At 72.0% G+C, this 13,828-nt stretch carries 9 protein-coding genes; 7 read left to right on the top strand and 2 right to left on the bottom strand.

Features of this window, described 5'->3' with window-relative positions; all coding sequences use genetic code 11:
• The first annotated feature begins 87 nt into the window (after nucleotides 1–87).
• From ACFY1E_RS25640 to ACFY1E_RS25625, 4 genes are all read left to right on the top strand, one after another.
• Nucleotides 88–1,764 carry an FAD-dependent oxidoreductase gene (locus tag ACFY1E_RS25640; RefSeq protein WP_389079753.1) on the top strand — a complete coding sequence of 559 codons (1,677 nt, stop codon included), beginning with the start codon at nucleotides 88–90 and terminating at the stop codon, nucleotides 1,762–1,764.
• Nucleotides 1,761–3,218, top strand: a complete 1,458-nt coding sequence (locus ACFY1E_RS25635; RefSeq protein WP_389079752.1) for an ATP-binding protein — start codon at nucleotides 1,761–1,763, stop codon at nucleotides 3,216–3,218. Before ACFY1E_RS25640 ends, ACFY1E_RS25635 begins: the two co-directional genes overlap by 4 nt.
• The gene (locus ACFY1E_RS25630; RefSeq protein ID WP_389079750.1) at nucleotides 3,215–3,565 is read left to right on the top strand and encodes a UBP-type zinc finger domain-containing protein; all 351 of its coding nucleotides are present in this window, start codon (nucleotides 3,215–3,217) and stop codon (nucleotides 3,563–3,565) included. The genes ACFY1E_RS25635 and ACFY1E_RS25630 overlap by 4 nt, the downstream gene beginning before the upstream one ends.
• A 162-nt stretch (nucleotides 3,566–3,727) precedes the next feature.
• Entirely contained in the window at nucleotides 3,728–6,700 is a 2,973-nt protein-coding gene (locus ACFY1E_RS25625) for an AAA family ATPase (RefSeq protein WP_389079829.1), read from the top strand.
• Between the two features lie 2 nt (nucleotides 6,701–6,702).
• Here the strand turns inward: ACFY1E_RS25625 and ACFY1E_RS25620 are convergent, their stop codons facing one another.
• Nucleotides 6,703–7,950: an SGNH/GDSL hydrolase family protein gene (locus tag ACFY1E_RS25620; RefSeq protein WP_389079827.1), complete on the bottom strand. Its 1,248-nt coding sequence runs from the start codon at nucleotides 7,948–7,950 to the stop codon at nucleotides 6,703–6,705.
• A 238-nt stretch (nucleotides 7,951–8,188) separates the two neighbouring features.
• A complete protein-coding gene (locus ACFY1E_RS25615) occupies nucleotides 8,189–9,994 on the bottom strand; it encodes a M4 family metallopeptidase (RefSeq protein WP_389079749.1) in 1,806 nt (601 codons plus the stop codon).
• Nucleotides 9,995–10,241: 247 nt separating this feature from the next.
• Here ACFY1E_RS25615 and ACFY1E_RS25610 point away from each other — a divergent pair, with 247 nt between their 5' ends.
• The 3 genes from ACFY1E_RS25610 to ACFY1E_RS25600 all read left to right on the top strand — a co-directional run bounded on the left by ACFY1E_RS25610 (nucleotide 10,242) and on the right by ACFY1E_RS25600 (nucleotide 13,740).
• Nucleotides 10,242–11,450 carry a serine hydrolase domain-containing protein gene (locus ACFY1E_RS25610; protein WP_389079747.1) on the top strand — a complete coding sequence of 403 codons (1,209 nt, stop codon included), beginning with the start codon at nucleotides 10,242–10,244 and terminating at the stop codon, nucleotides 11,448–11,450.
• 81 nt (nucleotides 11,451–11,531) lie between these two features.
• Complete coding sequence (locus tag ACFY1E_RS25605; protein ID WP_389079746.1) at nucleotides 11,532–12,998, top strand: CAP domain-containing protein; 1,467 nt, start codon at nucleotides 11,532–11,534, stop codon at nucleotides 12,996–12,998.
• Between the two features lie 64 nt (nucleotides 12,999–13,062).
• Nucleotides 13,063–13,740: an AIM24 family protein gene (locus ACFY1E_RS25600; protein ID WP_389079745.1), complete on the top strand. Its 678-nt coding sequence runs from the start codon at nucleotides 13,063–13,065 to the stop codon at nucleotides 13,738–13,740.
• Nucleotides 13,741–13,828: the final 88 nt, after the last annotated feature.

The following is a 13,828-nucleotide window of genomic DNA, read 5'->3' as shown; positions in this document are numbered from 1 at the left end:
ACATACGATGGGCGGGAGCCGGCGTGGTGACTGCCTTGGCGACAGGGCTCGCCGGCCGCCGGTCCGACCACTCGGGGTGGGAGACGTATGGCACAGGCGTCCGACGCAGCGCGGACCGTCATCATGACCGTGGACGACGATCCGGGGGTCTCCCGGGCCGTCGCCCGTGATCTGCGGCGGCGCTACGGCGAGTCGTACCGGATCGTGCGCGCGGAGTCCGGCGAGTCCGCGCTGGACGCGCTGCGGGAGCTGAAGCTGCGCGGCGACCTGGTCGCGGTGATCCTGGCGGACTACCGCATGCCGCAGATGAACGGCATCGAGTTCCTGGAGCAGGCCCTGGACGTGTATCCGGGTGCCCGGCGGGTGCTGCTGACCGCGTACGCGGACACCAGCGCGGCCATCGACGCGATCAACGTCGTCGACCTGGACCACTATCTGCTCAAGCCCTGGGACCCGCCCGAGGAGAAGCTCTACCCCGTCCTGGACGACCTGCTGGAAGCCTGGCGCTGCAGCGACTTCCGGCCGGTGCCCAGCACCAAGGTGGTCGGGCACCGCTGGTCGGCGCGTTCCTCGGACGTACGGGAGTTCCTGGCCCGCAACCAGGTGCCCTACCGCTGGTACTCCGCGGACGAACCCGAGGGCAAGCGGCTGCTGGCGGCGGCCGGACAGGACGGGCAGCGGCTGCCGCTCGTGATCACCCCGGACGGGACACCCCTCGTCGAGCCGGAGGCGCCCGAGCTGGCCGCGCAGGTGGGGCTGGCGACCACGCCGGCGGCGGACTTCTACGACCTCGTCGTCATCGGCGGCGGGCCCGCCGGGCTCGGGGCCGCGGTGTACGGGGCCTCGGAGGGGCTGCGGACGGTGCTCGTGGAGCGGTCGGCGACCGGCGGGCAGGCGGGGCAGAGCTCGCGGATCGAGAACTATCTGGGCTTCCCGGACGGCGTGTCGGGGGCGCAGCTGACCGACCGGGCGCGGCGGCAGGCGGCGAAGTTCGGCGCCGAGATCCTCACCGCGCGCCAGGTGACGGGGCTCGAGGTCAACGGGGCCGCGCGGACCGTGCGGTTCTCCGACGGCTCGGCGGTCGCCGCGCACAGCGTGATCCTGGCGACCGGCGTGTCGTACCGGCAACTCGACGCGCCGGGCTGCAACGACCTGACCGGCTGCGGGGTGTTCTACGGCTCGGCGCTGACCGAGGCGGCCTCCTGCCAGGGCCACGACGTGTACATCGTCGGCGGCGCCAACTCGGCCGGGCAGGCCGCGATGTACCTGTCCCGGGGCGCCAAGTCGGTGACGCTGCTGGTGCGCGGGCCGGACCTGTCCGCGTCGATGTCGTACTACCTGATCCAGCAGATCAACGAGGCGCCCAACATCTCGGTGCGCGCCCGCACGGTCGTCGAGTCCGCGCACGGCTCCGGCCGGCTGGAGCAGCTCACCCTGCGCGACACGGAGACCGGCGAGACCGAACTCGTCGACGCGCAGTGGATGTTCGTGTTCATCGGCGCGGCCCCGCTGACCGACTGGCTCGACGGCACGGTGCTCCGCGACGAGCACGGCTTCATCCTGGCCGGGCCCGACCTGACCCCGGACGGGCGGCCGCCGGCGGACTGGGAGCTGGACCGGCCGCCGTACCACCTGGAGACCAACATTCCCGGCGTGTTCGTGGCGGGCGACGCCCGCGCCGAGTCCGCGAAACGGGTCGCGTCCGCCGTCGGAGAGGGAGCCATGGCCGTGATGCTCGTCCACCGGTATCTGGAGCAGTCGTGAGCGGGCAGGTGATGCCCTGCAGCCCGCAGGAGATCGGTTCGCTGTTCCTGTTCGAGAAGCTCACCCCGGAGCAACTCGGGCGGCTGTGCAGCGAGGGGCGGGTGGAGCGGTTCGAGGCGGGCCCCGTGTACACCGAGGGCGAGCCCGCCACCTGCTTCTTCGTGATGATCGAGGGTACGGTCGTGCTGTCCCGGCGGGTCGGCGGTGACGATGTCGAGGTGACCCGCACCTCGCAGCCCGGCGTGTACTCGGGCGCCATGCAGGCGTATCTCGGGGACCGGGTGCGGCAGTTGTACAACAACTCCATGCGCGTGACGGAGCCGACGCGGTTCTTCGTGCTGCCCGCGGACACGTTCGCAGCGGTCATGCAGGAGTGGTTCCCGATGGCGGTGCATCTGCTGGAGGGGCTGTTCTTCGGTTCGAAGAGCACACAGCGGGCCATCGGGCAGCGGGAAAGGCTGCTGGCGCTGGGCTCGTTGTCCGCCGGGCTCACCCATGAGCTCAACAATCCGGCGGCGGCGGCCGTGCGGGCCACCGCGACGCTGCGCGAGCGGGTCGCGAAGATGCGGCACAAGCTGGGCGTCATCTCCGCGGGCCCGTATCCGCGCGAGGCCCTGGCGAACCTCATCGAGGTCCAGGAGCGCACCGCCGAACTCGTCGCCAAGGCGCCGACGTTGAGCCCGCTGGAGGCCGCGGACCGGGAGGACGCCCTCACCGACTGGCTCGACGACCACGGCATCCCGGACGGCTGGCGGCTCGCGCCCACGTTCGTGCAGGCCGGTCTGGACATCGACTGGCTGGACCAGGTGGCGGCCGACGTGGATCCGGAGATCCTGCCCGGGGCGATCGGCTGGCTCAACTACACGGTCGAGACCGAGCTGTTGATGGACGAGATCGAGGACTCCACGACGCGTATCTCGCACCTGGTCGACGCGGCCAAGCAGTACTCGCAGCTCGACCGGGCCCCCTATCAGAACGCCGACGTCCACGAACTCCTCGACAGCACGCTGCTGATGCTGTCGGGCAAGATCGGCTCACGGATCCAGGTCGTCAAGGACTACGACCGCACCCTGCCGAAGATCCCGGCCTACCCGGCGGAGCTGAACCAGGTGTGGACCAACCTGATCGACAACGCGGTCCACGCCATCAACAGCACCGGCGGAGAAGGCACGTTGACGGTGCGGACGGCTCTCGATCACGACCAGCTGCTGGTCGAGTTCCGCGACACCGGGCCCGGCGTGCCGCAGGAGATCCGCGGCCGCATCTTCGACCCGTTCTTCACCACCAAGCCGGTGGGCGAGGGCACCGGGCTGGGGTTGGACATCTCCTGGCGGATCGTCGTCAACAAGCACCACGGCACCCTCCAGGTGGAGTCCGAACCCGGGGACACCCGCTTCCAGGTCCTGCTGCCCCTGACCGCGACGGACGACGACACACCGGAGGAGCCCGCATGACCAGTGCCAACGGAATCGACCCCGCCGTCCCGCCGAGCGGCACCGGGTGCGTCGAGTGCGACGCGGCCGGCGGCTGGTGGTTCCATCTGCGGCGCTGCGCACAGTGCGGGCACATCGGCTGTTGCGACGACTCGCCCGCCAAGCACGCCAGCGCCCACTACCGGGAGACCGGTCACCCGGTGATCCGCAGTTTCGAGCCGGGCGAGGAATGGTTCTGGGACTTCGACACCAACGAGCTGTACGAGTCCGGGCCCGACCTCGCTCCCCCGGTGAGCCATCCCGCGGACCAGCCGGCGCCGGGCCCTGCGGGGCGGGTGCCGGAGAACTGGGCGGAGACGCTGCGCTGAGCGCTCCGCTGGTTATGCGGTGAAATGTCTGCGGACGTCGTGGCTGGTCGCGCCCACGCGGCGGAGCCGCACATCGATACAGCCCCGCGCCCCTTTGGGGCGCTCCCGAAGCGCAGCGGACCTGTCAGTGGCGCGTGCCAGGATGGATCCGTGCCGCAGACCATGTTCACCACGCCGCTGATCGGCCGGGACGAGGAGATCGCCCGGCTCGCCGGGACACTGGAGCGTGCCCGGGGCGGGGAGGCCCGGGCCGTGCTGCTCGCCGGGGACGCCGGGGTGGGCAAGACCCGGGTGCTGGACGAGGTCGCGGCGCGTGCCGCCCGGGCCGGGATGACGGTCCTCACCGGTCACTGCGTCGACCTCGGTGACGTCGGGCTGCCGTATCTGCCGTTCACCGAGATCCTGGGCGCGCTGGCGGCCGACGAGCGGTTCGTGGACGCGCTGGCCCGGCATCCGGTGGTGGACCGGCTGCGGGGCGCGGGCCCGGACGCGGTGCGGGACGAAGGAGATCTCTCCACGCGTCCGGACAGCGGCGGCGGGCGGCTGCGGCTGTTCGAGGGCATCGCGGGGCTGCTGGCCGACCTGTCGGACATCGCTCCGCTGCTGCTGGTCCTGGAGGACCTGCACTGGGCCGACCAGTCCTCCCGCGACCTGCTGCGCTTCCTGCTCAGCCGCGGCATCCTGCAGCGGCCGGCCGGCGGCGCGCCCACGCACCGGCTGGCGGTGTTCGCCTCCTACCGGGCGGACGACCTGCACCGCCGCCACCCCCTGCGCCCGCTCCTGGCCGAGCTGGTACGGCTGCCCGCCGTGGAGCGGCTGGAGCTGCGCCCCATGGCGGACGCCGAGGTGACCCGGCTGGTGCGCGCGCTGCAGGAGCGCCCGCTGCCGGAGGCCACGGTCCGCGGGATCGTCGAGCGCGCCGAGGGCAACGCCTTCTACGCGGAGGAGCTGCTCGCCGCCACGGACACGGGGGCGGGCGGCGTCCCCAGCGGCCTGGCCGACGTCCTCCTCATCCGCATCGAGCAGCTGTCCGACACCGCCCAGCAGGTGCTGCGCACCGCCGCCGTCGCCGGGCGGCGCGTGGAGCACGACCTGCTGCGCGAGGCGGTCGGGCTGCCCGAGGACGAGCTGGAGGCGGCCCTGCGCGAGGCCGTCGGCCGCCAGCTCCTGGTCCCCGGTGACGCCGACACCTACGCCTTCCGGCACGCTCTGGCCCGGGAGGCGGTCTACGCGGATCTGCTGCCCGGCGAGCGGGCCCGGCTGCACGGCGCCTTCGCCCGGCTGCTCGCCCGACGCGGGCACCCCGCGGAGAGCGCCGCCGAGCGGGCCCACCACTACCGCGAGAGCCATGACCTGGCCGAGGCGCTCGCCGCTTCCCTGGAGGCGGCCGAGCACGCCGGCCGGGTGGGCGCGCCCGCAGAGGAGCTGCGGCACCTGGAGACCGCCCTAGACCTGTGGGCCTCGGTCGACCCGGCGGCCCGGCCCGCGGGCGAGGGCATCGACCGGGTGACGCTCACCCTGCGCGCCTCGGCGGCGGCCGCGCACGCCGGTGAGTCGCACCGGGCGGTGTCCCTCACCCGGGCCGCGCTCGCCGGCATCGGCCAGGACACGGACTCCGAACTCGCCGCCCGGGTCCGGTACACCCTGGCCGGCAACCTGATGAGCGTCGACAGTCTGACGGCCGCGTTCGCCTACAGCAGCGAGGCGCTCGCCATGATCCCCGCCGAGCCGCCGACCCGGACCTGGGTGTGGGCGGCGGCCACGCATGTCATGGCGGCCCGCCAGATCGGGGACGAGGAGACGGCGCTGCGGGTCGCCCACCAGGCCCTGGACGTGGCCGAACAGCTGCGGGTCACGGACGCGCAGGCCGACCTGCTCATCTCGCTGGCGGTCCTGGAGGGCGGCGGCCGGCGCACCGTCGAGGGCCGCGAGCGGCTGAAGGAGGCCCGGGAGCTGGCCCGGCGGGCGGGGAACGCGCCGGTGGAGATGCGGGCCCTGTTCAACCTGGCCGTCGGCTGCTTCGAGGCAGGTGACCTCGAAGGCTGTCTGCCGTGGGTGACCGAGGGTCTGGAGCGCGCCCGGCGGGCCGGGCTGCTCTCGTCGCCGTATCCGCTGGAGATGCGCTATCTGCATCTGCTGGCGCTGTACACGCTGGGCCGCTGGGACGAGTGCGTGCAGGGCGCGGCGGCCGATGCTGCCGTACTGCCCTCGGCGGGCGGCTATGCGATGGGGCCGGCCCTGTATGTGGCGCTGGCCCGTGGGGACATGAGCGCCGTCGAGCGGGCGCGGGCCCTTCTGGAGGGGCCCTTCGACTGGATGGCCACGCTGGTCGCGGGCATCGCGCTGACCGAGGCCGCCGTGCTGCGCGGCGAGCCGGAGGCGGCGGTGGAGCGGGCCCGGGCGACGGTCGCAGCGCTGACCGACGAGGCGGGCCACCTGCCCTACGCCTCGGTGCGGTTCGCGGCGCTCGCCCTGACGGCGGTCGCCGACGCAGCTGTGGAACTGCGCGCGTCCGGCGGCGAGTGGCACCGCTGGAAGGACACCGCGGACGAACTGGTCGAGCTCGCCCGGCAGACGGCACTGCACGGCGAGGACGGCACCCCGCAGGGGCCCGAGGGGATGGCCTGGCTGGCCCGCGCCGAGGCGGAGTGGCTGCGGGCGCTGTCCGGGCCGGACGCGGCGGCCTGGGAGAAGGCGGTGACCGCGTTCGGCTTCGGGGACGTGTACGAGCGGGTCCGCTGCCAAGTGCGGTTGGCCGAGGCCCTGTTGGCGGCCGAGCGGCGCGAGGAGGCGGCCGTGCAGGCCCGCGAGGCGCGAGCGGTGGCCGAGCGGCTCGGCGCGGCACCCCTGCTGGAGCGGATCGACGCTCTGCTACGCCGCGGCCGTCTGGCCACCGCCCCGTCGGACGGGGAGCGCCCCTCGCCGCTGACCGCGCGGGAGCAGGACGTGCTGCGGCTGCTCGCCCGGGGCCGCAGCAACCGGCAGATCGGCGAGGAGCTGTTCATCACCGGCAAGACGGCCAGCGTCCACGTGTCCAACATCCTGGCCAAGCTGGGTGCTTCGAGCCGTACGGAGGCGGTGGCGATCGCCTACCGCCAGGGGCTGATCGCACCGGAACCGACGGCATCGGGCTGACCTCAGTCGGCGGGGTGCCGGTCGGCACAGTCGAGGCTCGTCAGGTCGACGGCGTCGGCCAGGGCCCTCATGCCTGTGTCGTTCGGGTGCAGATGGTCGCCGCCGTCGAGGACGGGACGGACGCGCTCGGGGTCATCGGGGCTGCGCAGGACGTGATCGAAGTCGGTGACCGCGTCGAACTCGCCGCTGCCGCGGATGAACCGGTTCACTTCCTCGCGTACCTTCTCACCGGCCGGATCCCATTCCGGCCAGCCCTTGTACGGGGCGACGGTCGCGGCGACGACGCACTTGCCGGCCGCGTGCACCCGCTGGACGATCTCGCGGTAGCCGGCGATCAGGTCCTGGGCGGTGACCCCGGTATGGGCCTTGATGTCGTTGACGCCTTCGAAGAGGAAGACGGTGCGGACACCCGGCTGGGAGAGGACATCGCGCTGCAGACGCTTCAAGGCGCTCTGGCCGCCGCCGTCCGCCAGGACCTGGTTGCCGGAGATCCCTTCGTCCGCCACGCCTTTGACGTGGCCGGCTGAGGACCGCAGCCGGCGGGCGAGGTAGTCGGGCCAGCGGCGGTCGAGGTCGGTGGTGGACTGCCGGCCGTCGGTGATGGAGTCGCCGAGGGCCACGACCGCTGCGGTGCCGGCGGAAGGGCGTACGGAGACGGCGTCCAGGTAGAACCAGGAGCCGATCGTCTGCGTCCAGTGGGCGGCGCCGTCCTCGGCGGTGTGATCGCCCTTGCTCGTGTAGGACGTCTGCAGGGCCATCCCGTGACCGGTCGCGGGTCCGGCCGCGTCGGGTGAGTGGATGCTGACCACGAGGTCGGTCGCCGCGGGCAGCCGTCCGGGCAGCGGATCGCTGAGCGCGGCGGCCCCCGCGGGGACGGTGACGGAACGGGCACCGCCGAAGGTCAGCCGGTGATTGCTGCCGGGCACCAGTCGGGCGCCCTCCTGACGGATGCCGGCGTAGACGCTGTCGAAGGTCACCGGCCGGTCCCCGAAGGCGTTGGAGAGCCGGATCCGCAGGTCGCTTCCGGCCGTGCTGGTGTGGACGACGAGCCGGTAGCCGCGGTCGGCGACCGCATCGTCCATGCGCTCGGCACTCGCCCCCCAGGTGATCACCTCACGGCGGTCCGCGGGCGCTCCCACCACGGTGAACGGGGCCTGGTCGTCGGTCGCGTGCACCGGGGTCGCCTGGATGGCACCGGCCAGCAGCAGGAGGGCGCCGAGTCGGCCGGCCCGGGCGGAGCGGGCCTTCACCGGGCGAGGTCCTTCGGGGTGACGGAGCCACTCGCCGAGCTTGTCGCGGGCCATCCACTCCTCCAGCCGGACGGGCTTCGGGCTCACCTGCGGGAGACACAGCCTTGTGCGCATTGTCGCACTTGAGTTCGGGCCACTGCAGGGCAGTGATGACCGGGCCCTTCGGAAAAGGGTAGATGTGCCGGATCCGGGCGCCCCTCCTGACAGGGGCGCCCGCACCGGTGTCACGGTTCCGCGGTCAGCGGTGTGCGGCCGGGGTGTTGGCCGAGGTGACGCTCACGGCGGCCCAGGCCTGGTCCACCGTGTTGTACTCCGTGCTGTTGGCACCGTAGAGGTCCTTGGCCGCCTTCAGCGTCGCGTTGCGCGCGTCGTGGAAGTCGGTCGTGGAGACCATGTAGCGGGTCAGGGCCCGGTAGAAGATGGCCGTGGCCTTGGTGCGGCCGATGCCCTTGACCGTCGAGCCGTCATAGGTCGGCGAGTCGTACTGGACGCCGCCGATCGTCTTCCGCCCGCTGCCCTCGGCGAGCAGGTAGTACGCGTGCGAGGAGACTCCGGAGCCGGCGTGCACCTCGGTGTCGTACGCCTCGGGCGACCAGTAGTCGATGGTGCCCTCGAGCCGGTCGAGCGACGGGTGGTCGAGGCGTCGCAGGAACTTCTGGGCCAGGCCCATCTTCTCGCCGATGAGGTAGTCCGGCTTGTCCAAGGCGTTGTTCGCGAAGAACTCGACGTTGGAGCCGAAGATGTCGGCGAGGGACTCGTTCAGCGCGCCCGGCTCGCCGTACTGGTTGCCCTCCTCGTCGACGCGGGTGGGCTCCAGCTTGGCGGTGGCGTCGACGACGCCGTGGGTCAGCTCGTGGCCGCTGACGTCCAGGGCCACCAGCGGCTTCTTGAACTGGTCGCCGTCGCCGTCACCGTAGAGCATGCAGTCACAGTCCGAGTCCCAGAACGCGTTGGCCACCTTGTTGCCGAAGTGGACCATGGCGTGGGCGCCCTTGCCGTTGTTCTCGATGCCCTTGCGACCGAACGTCTTGTTGTAGAAGTCCAGGGTCTTGGTGATGCCGTACTGGGCGTCGGCGGCGGCGGTGTTGCGGCTGGTGACCCTGCCGTTGCCGAAGACGTCGTTGGTGGTGGTGATCTTCTTGCCGCGGCCGAAGTTCTCCAGTTCCTGGCCCTTGGCGTCCCGGGTCTCGGTGCCCCAGCGGGTCGGGTCCTTGAGGAGGTAGGTGGTGCGGGCCGTGCGGGTGGTGGTCAGCGGGACCGTGCCGACGAAGAGGGACTTGCCGGTGCCGTGGGCCGTCGACGGGTAGCGGGTGGCAGCGGCCGCGGAAGAGGCCGACGCGGCCGCGAGTCCGGCCGTCCGCGCAGCGGCGCCCGTGGCGGGGTCGAGCTTCTCGCCGCGCTCGCGCAGGGTGTCGAGCAGCGCGGGCGAGAGGAACTCGTCGCTGTCGGGGGTGTTGCTGCGCACCTTCCCGGTGACGGCGTCGATGACGACCGTCCGGGAGCCGCCGGCCTGGGTGGTGCTGCTGTCACTGACCGGCACCTGGTAGGCGAGGGCGGATGCGCCGTCACGGGCGTCCACGACGAGCTCGGCGGTGCCGGCGTCACCCTTGGCGGCCGCGGCCGCCTTCTGCTGGGCCTCGGCGGCCGACAGCTTGGCGGCGGTCGCTGCAGCGGGCTTGACGGTGTGTCCGGCGGCCCGGGTGACACCCGCGTACGTCAGCTGCCTGGTGAGGTGGACGACGAGGTCGCCGCCGAGCACCTGCATGCCCTGGTGTGCCCGGGTGAACCGGACGTGCCGGGCGCCCTCCGGGTCGATCATGACGTCCTCGGCCTGCAGTTCGTCGCCCTGGGAGACGCCGGTCGCGGACGAGTGGGCGAAGGCGGCGGCGCGGGCGGCGGCCACCACGGACGCGGCCGAGGTGCCGGCGGTGGCAGCGGTGCCGGCCGTCCCCGTGGTGGTGCCGAAGGCGGTGCCGGCCAGGCCCGTGGCGGCCGTCGTCACGACGACGGCAACCGCCACGCTGCGTATGTGCGGTCTACGCACTGATGAGGGTTCCTTCCTTGCAAGGCGGCCGGGATCACCAACCGCCTTGACGCATGGCGCCGTTGAGCGCCATGGGGGCTGGTCGGGCCCCGGCGAGAAACCCTTTCGGACGAGTCATGTCCATGTAAAGACTAAAATATCGCTTTCCGTGCGATACATGGCAATACTTTGCAAATCCACATCGCTCAGTGATCAGTGGGTGACCAACTGTGCGTCGACTGTGGAGATGTGACGACACGGAAGAAAGTTGCCTCGCGTGAATGTGACTCATCTCGCATCCAAGGGCACGGTCCTGGGAACGGTCGTGCTCTCCCTGCTCGCGGTCCCCTCGTACGCCACCCCCACCGCGCCGCTGCCCAAGCCCGACCTGATCGGACTTCAGAGCCACCTCGTCACCGCGCTGAAACAGGGCGCACCGGGCGCGGTCGCCCGGCTCGACGACCACGGCAGGGTCGAAGGGGCCGCCATGGGCGTCGCCGACCGCAGGAGCAGACGCACGATCAGCCCCGCCGACCGGTTCCGCATCGGCAGTGTCACCAAGACCTTCACGGCCGTCGTGCTGTTGCAGCTGGCCGACGAGGGCAAGCTTCGGCTCGACGCCCCGGTCGACCGGTATCTGCCGGGGCTGCTGCCCGACCGCACGATCACGGTGCGCGAGATCCTGGGCCACCGAAGCGGCCTGTACGACTACACGAACACGATGTTCGCGAAGACGGTCCCCGGCTTCCAGGAGGTCCGCGGCAAGGTCTTCACCTACCGTGAGCTCGTCGAGCGCTCGCTGCGGCACCCGCGCACCAGCGCCCCGGGCGCGTTCTCGTACTCCAACACCAACTTCGTCGTCGCCGGCATGCTCATCGAGAAGCTGACCGGCCACTCCGTGCGGACCGAGTACGAGAACCGCATCTTCAAGCCGCTGAAACTCCGCGACACCTTCTACGTCCACCCCGGCACCCAGATCCCCGGCCGCCACGCCAGGGGCTATCTCGCCCCGGACCAGAAGGACGCGCCCCTGATCGACGCGACCGAGCAGACGATGTCCTGGGCGCAGACGGCGGGCGCGATCATCTCCAGCACCCGGGATCTGAACACCTTCCTCTCCGCCCTGCTCGGCGGCCGGCTGACCTCGCCGGCGCAGCTGCGGCAGATGGAGCGCATGGTGCCGGTCAGCAGCACCCAGGGGTACGGGCTGGGGCTGGGGCGCCGCGACCTGTCCTGCGGGGTCTCGGTGTACGGGCACACGGGCGTCGTCCAGGGCTACTACACGTACGCGTTCGCCACGAAGGACGGCCGGCGCAGCTTCACGGCTGTGGCCACCACGTCCAACAACGTTGCCGTGCTCAACACGATGCAGGGCACGATGGAGTCCGCGTTCTGCGGCAAGCAGGCGAAGGTGCGGCGCGCCGCACCGCCCGTCGAGCGCCACGAGGACATCGCTCCCGGGATCGCCCGGAACTGAGCCGGTGGGAACCGGGCCGCCCCGGTGGACGTTGTCCGGTGGAGCCCATCGAGGGATGAGCGACGACACCGGGGCGGCGGGATGAGCGAGTTGGTGCCCGGGGGCAACATGCCTGTCCCGGACGGTGCCTTGACCGTCCGGGTGCCCGGCCCCTTCGACGTGTCCGCGCTGATCACGGACGACGGTGGCAGGGTCAGCGGCGACGGCGACTTCGTGTTCTACAACCAGCCCTCCGCCCCGGGCGCCCGGCTCTACGGCGACACCCTCACCGTCGACCCGCGGAGGCTGCGCCCGGGAGCCACCAGGGTCACGGTGGTCGTCAGCCCGGCCGAACCCGCCACTCCCCTGGCCCGCCTGCCCGCGCCCACGCTCCACGTGGCGGCCCCCGGCGGCCGCCCACTCGCCCGCTTCGCCCCGCCACGACCGGGCCAGGAGACGGTGCTGCTGCTCGCGGAGATCTACCGGCGGCCCGGCGGCTGGAAACTGCGGGCCCTGGGGCAGGGCTACGCCGACGGGCTCGCCGGGCTTGCGCGGGACTTCGGCGTGGACGTCCTCGACGAAGGGACCGGGACGGCGCCCGCGACACCAGGTGGGCACCCCGGCTCTGCGACGCGAGGTGCACCCGTGGGGCATGCCTCGGCCCCGACACCGGCGTCCCCGCCCACAACCGCGGCCTCTCCCTCACGCCCCACGGCCCCGGCGGCACCGCGCGCCGGAACCCGGCCGCCGCCCTCGACACCGCCGCTCCCCCGGGCCCACTCCCGCTCCCCCGCCCAGGACGGCTTTCTCGACCTGGTCAACTCCGCCCGTACTGCGGCCGGTTCACCGCCCGTGGCCCTCGACACTCGCCTCATCTCGGCGGCCCGTGCCCATGCGGCCGCCATGGCCTCCGCAGGCCGCCTCGGTGTCGAGGGCAGCGACGGCCTCTCCCTCTACCAGCGCGTCACGGCCGCCGGGTACACGTATCTCACCGTAGGCGAGCACCTGGTCTCCGGCCCGCGTACACCCGCGGAGTTCGTCCGGTACTGCCTGAGCGAAGAGCAGTCCGGCCGCACCCTGCGCGACCCGGCCTTACTGCATGCCGGGCCGGCGTACGTCGGCGACGGCCGGTCGGGAGACATCTACTGGACCGTGCTGTGGGCCAGGCCGCTCACCCCGGGCGACCTGGCGCGGACGGCGGCCGAAGTCGTCGCCCTCACCAACCGGGAGCGCGCCGGCGCCGGTCTGCCGCCCCTGGCCACCGACCCCCTGCTCACCGCTGCGGCGCAGGCGCACAGCGCGGACATGGTGGCCCGCGCCTTCTACTCGCACACTTCGCCGGACGGAACCCGGCCCTGGGACCGGGCCGCCGCCGCGGGTGCACGACGGCGCTCGATCGGCGAGAACATAGCCTGCGGTCAGCGCTCACCCGCCGAGGTCGTCGACGGCTGGATGAACAGCCCCGGCCACCGTGCCAACATCCTCAAAGCCGACTTCACCCATATCGGGATCGGTTTCGCGGGCGGCGGCCCGGCAGGCATGTACTGGACCCAGCTGTTCGGCGCCTGACCACCGGAAACCGTCCCCTCCCGCGATCTTGGCGGAACCGAATCCTCCGGGACAGGATGCCCACATGAAGGGTTCCCTCTTTTCCAGCGAGCACATGGTCCAGCCGGCCACCGCGCCCGGCATGACGATCGAGAACGCCAAGTGCATCAAATACGCGGTGAACGGCGAGATGCTCGCCCGCCAGGGTGCGATGGTCGCCTACCGTGGCAACCTCCAGTTCGAGCGCAAGGGCCAGGGTGTGGGCGGCATGCTCAAGCGCGCGGTCACCGGGGAGGGGCTGCCGCTGATGGCGGTGCGCGGGCAGGGCGAGGCCTGGTTCGCGCACGAGGCGCAGAACTGTTTCATCGTCGAGGTCGACCCCGGCGACGAGTTCACCGTCAACGGCCGCAACGTCCTGTGTTTCGACGCCTCGTTGTCGTACCGGATCGCGACGGTGAAGGGTGCGGGCATCGCGGGCGGCGGCCTGTTCAACAGTGTCTTCACCGGACATGGCCGACTGGGTCTGGTGTGCGAGGGCAATCCGCTGGTCATCCCGGTCTCGCCGCAGTTCCCGGTGTACGTGGACACGGACGCGGTGGTCGGCTGGACGGCCGGTCTGCAGACCTCGCTGCACCGTTCGCAGTCCATCGGATCGATGCTGCGCGGCGGCAGCGGGGAGGCCGTGCAGCTGATGCTGCAGGGCGACGGTTACGTGGTCGTGCGGCCGAGCGAGGCGACGCCGCAGAAGGCCCAGCAGCACTGAGCCCCACGGAGTGATCTGCGCCTCAGGAGCAACCTCTCCGGGGCCGACGACGTCTTGATCCCCAACAGGCGACGCCCTGGCCCCATGG

This window comes from Streptomyces sp. NPDC001604 (genome assembly GCF_042893475.1).
Classification (GTDB): Bacteria; Actinomycetota; Actinomycetes; order Streptomycetales; family Streptomycetaceae; genus Streptomyces.
The sequence above is the reverse complement of the archived record's forward strand: the minus strand, read 5'-3'. Positions and strand labels throughout refer to the sequence as shown.

What these genes read in the sequence shown, in the direction of transcription:
- ACFY1E_RS25640 (WP_389079753.1), top strand. Translation starts at nt 88, where the DNA reads ATGGCACAGGCGTCCGACGCAGCGCGGACCGTCATCATGACCGTGGAC.
- ACFY1E_RS25630 (WP_389079750.1), top strand. Translation starts at nt 3,215, where the DNA reads ATGACCAGTGCCAACGGAATCGACCCCGCCGTCCCGCCGAGCGGCACC.
- ACFY1E_RS25625 (WP_389079829.1), top strand. Translation starts at nt 3,728, where the DNA reads ATGTTCACCACGCCGCTGATCGGCCGGGACGAGGAGATCGCCCGGCTC.
- ACFY1E_RS25605 (WP_389079746.1), top strand. Translation starts at nt 11,532, where the DNA reads ATGAGCGAGTTGGTGCCCGGGGGCAACATGCCTGTCCCGGACGGTGCC.
- ACFY1E_RS25600 (WP_389079745.1), top strand. Translation starts at nt 13,063, where the DNA reads ATGAAGGGTTCCCTCTTTTCCAGCGAGCACATGGTCCAGCCGGCCACC.